Source organism: Acinetobacter sp. (assembly GCF_041911495.1).
Lineage (GTDB): Bacteria > Pseudomonadota > Gammaproteobacteria > Pseudomonadales > Moraxellaceae > Acinetobacter.
Genome location: NZ_JAYROT010000076.1, coordinates 39,877 through 47,399, shown reverse-complemented (window position 1 = coordinate 47,399; position 7,523 = coordinate 39,877). Strand labels below are relative to the sequence as shown.

Sequence of the window (7,523 nt, the reverse complement as noted above, 5' to 3'; positions counted from 1 at the left end):
TATGTCCACTAAAGAGCCGTTCGAGACTAGGACGTTGATAGGTTGGATGTGGAAGCACGGTGACGTGTGAAGCTGACCAATACTAATTGCTCGTGAGGCTTGACTATACAACACCCAAGTGGTTGTTGAATATGCAAGAATCGATTCATACCAATGACATAAACGTCATAAATAACTTGATTCAGAACGAATTGCTAAATACAATGCACGACTCAATTTTTACTGTTAATACACTCATTTGACCAAAGCAATGGCAAGCGAAGTACATAACAAAGTACACAGCGAATAAGACCAAAGCATAGTCATAACAGTTTGCTGGCGACAATAGCAAGTGTGAACCACCTGATCCCTTCCCGAACTCAGAAGTGAAACCACTTAGCGCTGATGGTAGTGTGGGGTTACCCATGTGAGAGTAAGTCATCGCCAGCTTTTAATTTCAAAACCCCCCACCTTATTAGGTGGGGGGTTTTATTGGCAAGGATTGATTCGGATCAAATAACTAATACTTATCATGCGGATTCAATAATATTTATTGAAAAAATTGTTTTTTTTTGCAATTAATTGTATGCTTTAATAAAAGATTTTAAATGATTTTATGTTCACGATTAAATTACTTCAAAATCGTTGGTTAACTTTTCTACGTTTTCGCAATGATCTAAGTATTATTGAAATGATGCTTCTTTTCTCACAAAAAGAAATTTCAAATCATTGGCAACAGTATGAGAAAGTAATTTTATTGGAAGAGCACAAAATTTGGCGTTTCCCTAATCCTGAAAACAATGCTGAAGCTTGTACCTTATTACATAATATTATTTTTTGTTTATTGGAGAATCAGAGCAGAAGTCATATAGTTGACCAAATAAGTAAGAATAATGGTTGGGCTGAACAGTGGTGTTTACAGGCCTTAAAATACAATATTTTTAAAATAAATGAATATGAGTATATAGCTTCTATTCTTGAGGATCGTGGTTTTTTACCTGACTCTGAAAAAATTCTCGATTCAATGGTGAGTGTTTATCAAAGCACAAAACTTAATGAATATCTGATTAAAGCTCTAACACGAAATAAGCAATATAGTAAAGCTATCTTCTATCAAAAGATAAATCTAACACGCACTAAACACCATAAAATAGAACGGCATATGGATGCTTTGGGAAGTTTTATAGATCTTCTAATTCAAAGAGATGGACAATATTCTTATAATGTTAAAGATATAGAGCTGGCTCAAAGTTTAAATTATCAATACTCATCCCATAACAAAAGTCAATATAAACAGTACCAAACACTAATTAATGAAAAATTGACTCTATATAAGTTTAATTCACTTTCTAGTCCGGGAGCAACATCACAATTATTGGGTGGTTTACAACGATTAAGTTATAACACATCAAATAAATTTTTTGGAGGGAATGCTGAACTTCCTTATTATAACGATTTAGTGAGATCTGCTCCGCTAGGTCTCTCACCTGATGAGGTTAAGAAATATTTTAATGTTCATCATCATCTGAATGAGCGCTTACATTATGTGCTAAATAAACAATTAAAAATTAATGATAGTGTACTTCAAGCAGGAATCATCTCTGCTTTTAGTTTATGGAACTACTCTCAGATTCAACCGGAAGTGTTACAAGCATTAGGATTTTCCTCAGCAGATCATCCAACTAATTTTTTTGATTTGCAGGATAAGGCAAGTACTTTGAGTGATGGTGCACTTACACGCTTATCTGGTTATGTTGCTGAGCAGCAAGTGGCTGAACATTTAAAAGCTCAAGGTCATCATGTTGTGTTTCCTGAAAAAGCGAATCAAATGGGATATGACTTACTTGTAGATGGTCAACCAATGCAAGTGAAGTGCACTACTAGTGAAAGTTATATTCAACAACACTTAAACAATCATCCTGATATCCCAGTCATTATTAATAGTGAAATGGCAGAATATTTTAAAGATCATCCAAATGTCATTATTGATTATGATTTATCACATGAAACAGTACAGACGGTTCTAGCCGATTCTGTCACTCATTTAGATCAATTTGGTTCAATGCAAGAGAGTGTATTAACACCATTTCTTGCTCTGTTCGTATCGTCTAAACGCCATTATCATTTATATGAACATGGAGGTTACGAAGCTAAGGATGCAGCTTTACACACTATAGTTGATACTAGTGCAAAAGTTTCTGGAGTCTTGGCTGGTAAAAATATTGGTTTTTGGGGCGGTGCGATCATAGCAGGTCCTATAGGAGCTATGGTTGGTGGTGCTGTGGGTGCTTTTCTTGGGAATATCTTCGCTTCAGCACAATCAGATCAATTACTCAAACCTTATGTCGTAGCACAAGCAAAGAAAGTTTCGTATCAGTTGATTGAATTAGCTAAGCTTTTTGTAAAAGAAATTTTGCCGATACGGCACAAGTTGTATGAAGAAGATTTAAAGGCATATCATATACCCGCTTTAAATCATGAACACTCAAATAAGGATGAGGAAATTTTATTATTACATTTCCAATTCTTACATGAACAAAAATTAAATCGATTTAATGAGTTGGAATCTTATTTAAAGCAATTGATAAATCAGAGCTATGCTCATCAAGTACAAGCAGGTTGGATTTGTCTTGAAAATTCCAATCAGTTTTATCATCCAAAATTAAAAAATTATTTACAGCTTTTAAATAAAGAACTTGAACTTTATCAATATTACGCTTTAAACCCAGAAACTACATCTAGAGATGGTTTGACACTATCTCAACCTTCATGACGCTAATTGGATAATATTATGAATACTCAAGTTAATAACCCCTTATATCAACAATTTGTGGAATTAGTGAATACCACTTCTTCTGGTGTCATAGAGCAATGTGTAGAACCACTAAGCAAAACACTGAATGAATCTCAAAAAGAAATCAGTAAAATTCAGCAATATGCTCATCAACTAGGGCAACAGTATGTCGATATGCAAAAAATTGTAGAAACGACAACTCATCAGATTTTAGATCAGACTATTCAACCTGTAATGTTACAGTTGAATGAGCTTAGCCCTGAATTATCTCAAGCTGCTCAAGCTGTATCTGGTGCTCAACAAGTTGTAGAAAAATTGCAGCAACATTCCACTGAAATTAAAAATAAGCATGAATTACTAGATTCTGTGGCTGCTGAAGCAACACAAAAAATCTTAAATGATGTCATCAATCCTATTCAAAAGGATCTATTGGAAACATTACCAGCACTTGAAAAAGCTGCTGTTGTAGCAGTTCAATTAGAAAAATTTACACAAGGTCTAGATGGTTTAATAAAGCAGCTCAATCAGAGTAATCAGCAGTATGCGCAAGTATTAAATAAAACAGAGAGTGAAATTCAGCAAAAAATTTCACATGTTGAGGAAAAGTTAGATCAGTTACACCATTCTATGCTATTACAAATGCAGACCTTGCAAAGCCAATTAGAGCAACAGGTTAATGCTAATGTGCAGACAGTCCAAGAGGCTCATAATGCATTAAAGACAAATTCAATACAAAATGCAGCAAGCTTGATGACAAAAATGAAAACCTTTGGTGAACGTTTGAATACAAGTGTAAATACTCAACTAAGTCAACAAGAACAAAAACTAGAAAAGCGTTTAACTCTTCAACAAAACTGTATTTGGGCAGTGTTGGCATTGTTAGTTTTCATTATTGGTTTTCATTTTATTGGTTAAGTGATCAGGGAAACACTATGAATTCGTCTATGCAAACCAGATCCTTTGAGTTATGGAATCAATTTCATAATACAATTGCAAATGAATTAAATGCTGAAAAAAACTTAAAGGATAAGGATGCTCTATTTTTATTTTTAGATCAACGTATTGTGATCATAAAAGGCTTTATTCAGCAACTTCAACAGCAAAAACTCCATGATGAAAATTTATTAACTAGACAAGTTGCTAACTTACAAGAACTAATAACTAAGTTGCAGTTACTCCGTGAATCAATGAATCATCCATTTGTTTTGTATGTTATGGGAATGGGGAAAGTAGGAAAATCATCTTTATTAAACTTACTTGTAGGTAGTAGAGTTGCTGATGTTGATGTTTTACCAAAGACATGGAAAACCGACTTTTTCTACGCAGTGCCATCTGCTACTCAAGCAATCATTAAATATAGAAGTGGGCAAGAAAAAAAGTTAAGTATTGATGATGCAAAAAAAATTATTGAACAAGAAGAGCTTAAACGTGAAGATAGTGAGGATGAAGTAGAGAAACAATTCCGTCAGTTATCGAAGACTTTAAACGTGATTGAGGAAAAGAAAAAGCTACGTGAAGAACTTGAAGAAAAATTACTATATCGCTCTGATATAAAAGAAATTCAATGGGGTTTACCAGATTTACCTGAGCATTCCATATTGCATCAGTTTAGTATCGTGGATACGCCTGGGCTATGGCAGAGCCATAACGGTAAGCATGGTGAGCACGTCGGTGATTTTTATCATCAGGCAGATGGAATTTTATGGTTATTGGATAGTACAACACTTTCGGCAAATAAACCCAAACAAGTATTGGATCAATTAGCTGAAAGTTTAAATCATGTCGGCCAAAAAAGTGAAAATATGCTTGCTGTATTGAGTCAAATTGATAAAGTTCGCTCATCAGGTGGAGAGCAAGCCGTTGCTGGAGTTGTAAACTCTGCAAAACAAATTTTTGCTGGATATTTCTTGGATGTTTTACCTTGTTCTGCAAAAGAAGCCCTTCAAGGACAAAAAAATCAAGACCAAGCGCTGATCAATCAATCTGGCTATCTGGAGTTGCTCAACAAAATTCAGAAGTTCTTTTATGACAATGCTTTTAGTATTCGAATTGAAGGTAAAGCAAAAAATTTTGTAGGTTTGATAGAAACGCATTTACAAGATAGTGAGTCATTCCTACAACGTTTTGAGCAAGACATTGAAACTTATGATAGTTATCATCAAAAAATACTAATCGATTTAAAGCGCTTAAAGGAACAGTATACTAAGGATTGGACGTCAACTTTTAACAGCTATAGTCAAAAAGTCCAAAATAATATTTATACGCATGCTCAAGCATATACTGAATTGGAAAATGAAGCGGATAAACCTTCTTTTGTTCAGAAACAAATCTTTATTGTTGATGAATTACAAACAATGCTTTCTAAGTTTCAGCGTGATAAATCAACTGATTTAGTAAAATATGGGCAACAACAATATCAGCATATCTGTCAATCTTTTGAAAGATTTAGTTTAATTAGCCAATTAAAACCTTCAACGATTATGGCTCATGATCATGGCGGAGAGATCTATAAAAATCAAGCTATTGATTTTAGTAGCTCCGATGCTGAAGGTATTATGATAGGTGGTGCAGCGGCTGGCGTTGCAATGCTTCTACTTGGTCCAATTGGGATCGCTGCTGCAGCTATTGGCTTTTTATGGAGCAAGAGCCGTCGTGTTGATAAAGCAAAAGAAGGGTTTAACCAACAACTAGAAACAATTTCAAATGATTGCCAAGCGAATATTAACAAATTTATTGATAAATTATTTGTACAGCATCAAAAAAATTTAATCAATCATCTAAATCAGGAATTTAGTCATTTATATCTACCTAGAAACGAATGTTCTGAAATATTTAAAGTTTTTCACGATTTAGAAAAAATGAAACACGAAAAGTTTGACCGTATTCATTTTCAAGATTTCATATTAGGGAGGAAGTAATTGAATACTTTAACTAAATGTCTTAATTTAAAGAATAAGTTTTCTGAGTCACCTTTGCGTATACATCAGCCTTTACAGCAATTAGTACAATTCGATGCAGAAAATCATCCGAAACGTCTACAGAATATTATTGATAATTTACAACAAATACTTAAAGTATTTGTTATTGGTGAGGTGAAAGCTGGAAAGTCATCGCTGATTAATACGCTAGTTGGGCAAGAAATTTCACCGACTAATATTTTAGAGGCAACTGCCAGTTTATGGGAAATTGGTTATGGATCTGAGGACAGTGCCTGTATTGAATATCATAATGATCAAAATGAAACCATTCCATTTGAAAATGTTCAATCCGTTTTAAGCATTACAAACCAAGAAAATCTCGAAAAAGCTAAAGATATTGCATGTATCAAAGTTCGTACTAAGCAGCATGATTTTCGTGAATTATTGCTAGTCGACTCACCTGGATTAGCTACAGTAACTGAGCAGAATGCTCAATTAACACGTAGTGTTCTTAAGGATGTAGATATTGCGCTTTGGGTATTGAATGCGAATCATCTTGGGCAAACTGATATTATGCAAGAGGTTGAAAATTTAGCTCAACTGGGTAAACCAATCATTGCGGTCATTAGTAAAATAGATGAAGTAGACACTAGCCCTGAGCGTCTAATAAAATACGTTAATCGTCATGCAGGTGAGTATTTTACTGAAATTTTTGCATTATCTGCGCATTCTAGCCAACAAAATGATGAGTACTTTGAATATTTTGAGGAATTTAAAACGTATCTCAAAGAACAAGTAAGTCATAAAGCAAAGGATGTTAAGCAAGACAGTGTCGAATCATCATTAGAGGCTTTACACTATGCTGAAAAAGCAGTGCATGAATCAATTATTCGACAGATGCAACATAAATTAGCAGATCTATCTGCTTTTGATCAGGATTTAGAGTTTGAAAAAGAAATGCTGATATCTGAGATTAATTCTCAAGTAGATAGCCAATGTACAGAGATTTGTCAAAACTCGGCATTACAACAGCAAATTAAAGCTATTCTTTTGGGACATCAGCAAAATGATCCTGCTACTCATACGAAAATGCAAAATCTAAAAAATACTTTGGCTAATCCATTTAGCAAAGTACAGGCGATGCAAGAATCAGTCTTAGATCAAATTGTTAATCAGCAAATTGATACTATTCATGATCATGTACAACCTTATTATTTTTCATCCATGAAATCATTAGTGACGAACATCCAACAAAAAAGTAAGCAACGTTTCACTGAGTTTAGATCAAATGAAGAATTACTTTTACAGCAAACATATGCAATGTTTGATTATGATGTAAAACCTGAACTGAATGAAACGTATGATGTGATAAACACAACAATGAAAGCAACCGTGTTTGCTGGTGTAGCTGGTACTATGGCTGCAGGTTATACAGCGGTACTTGGTGCAAATGCGGCAGCAGTGACAATGGGTGCTGCAGTGAGTGCTATTGCATTACCTGTTGTAGTTTGTGGAGCTGTTTTGGGTAGTGGGTTTGCTTATTTCCAAAACAAGAAAAATCAGGATGCCTTACAGGTTGAAATTTTACGCTTAAGTAAACAAATTCAAGATACTGTACGTTCTGAACTACTTAAAACCTATCATCAAAAAATTGAATCTGATATTCATTTACTTAAACATGAATATGTGAAAGGAATGTTAGGAGGTTATGATATTCACCAATTCCGTGATCAAATGTTTGCGACGGAAAATTACATAAGAGATTTATAAGTCTAATATTTTAAATGTCATAGACATCATCGTCATTGAAATTGATGTCTATGTATGACGTA

General features: G+C 34.1%; 4 protein-coding genes and 2 rRNA genes. All 6 read left to right on the top strand.

Going from position 1 to position 7,523, the window contains the following annotated elements; genetic code table 11:
* Positions 1-107 (top strand): 23S ribosomal RNA (locus tag ACE3PQ_RS10165); the annotation flags it as partial.
* 207 nt (positions 108-314) lie between these two features.
* Positions 315-429, top strand: a 5S ribosomal RNA gene (gene rrf, locus ACE3PQ_RS10160).
* A gap of 241 nt (positions 430-670) precedes the next feature.
* Positions 671-2,752 (top strand): hypothetical protein, encoded by a 2,082-nt coding sequence (locus ACE3PQ_RS10155; RefSeq protein WP_374297490.1) that lies wholly within the window; start codon positions 671-673, stop codon positions 2,750-2,752.
* A gap of 18 nt (positions 2,753-2,770) precedes the next feature.
* A complete protein-coding gene (locus ACE3PQ_RS10150) occupies positions 2,771-3,688 on the top strand; it encodes a hypothetical protein (protein ID WP_374297489.1) in 918 nt (305 codons plus the stop codon).
* Positions 3,689-3,717: 29 nt separating this feature from the next.
* On the top strand, positions 3,718-5,691 hold the full coding sequence (locus ACE3PQ_RS10145; RefSeq protein ID WP_374297487.1) for a dynamin family protein: 1,974 nt from the start codon (positions 3,718-3,720) through the stop codon (positions 5,689-5,691).
* Positions 5,692-7,461 (top strand): dynamin family protein, encoded by a 1,770-nt coding sequence (locus ACE3PQ_RS10140; RefSeq protein WP_374297485.1) that lies wholly within the window; start codon positions 5,692-5,694, stop codon positions 7,459-7,461. It begins immediately after the preceding gene.
* Positions 7,462-7,523: the final 62 nt, after the last annotated feature.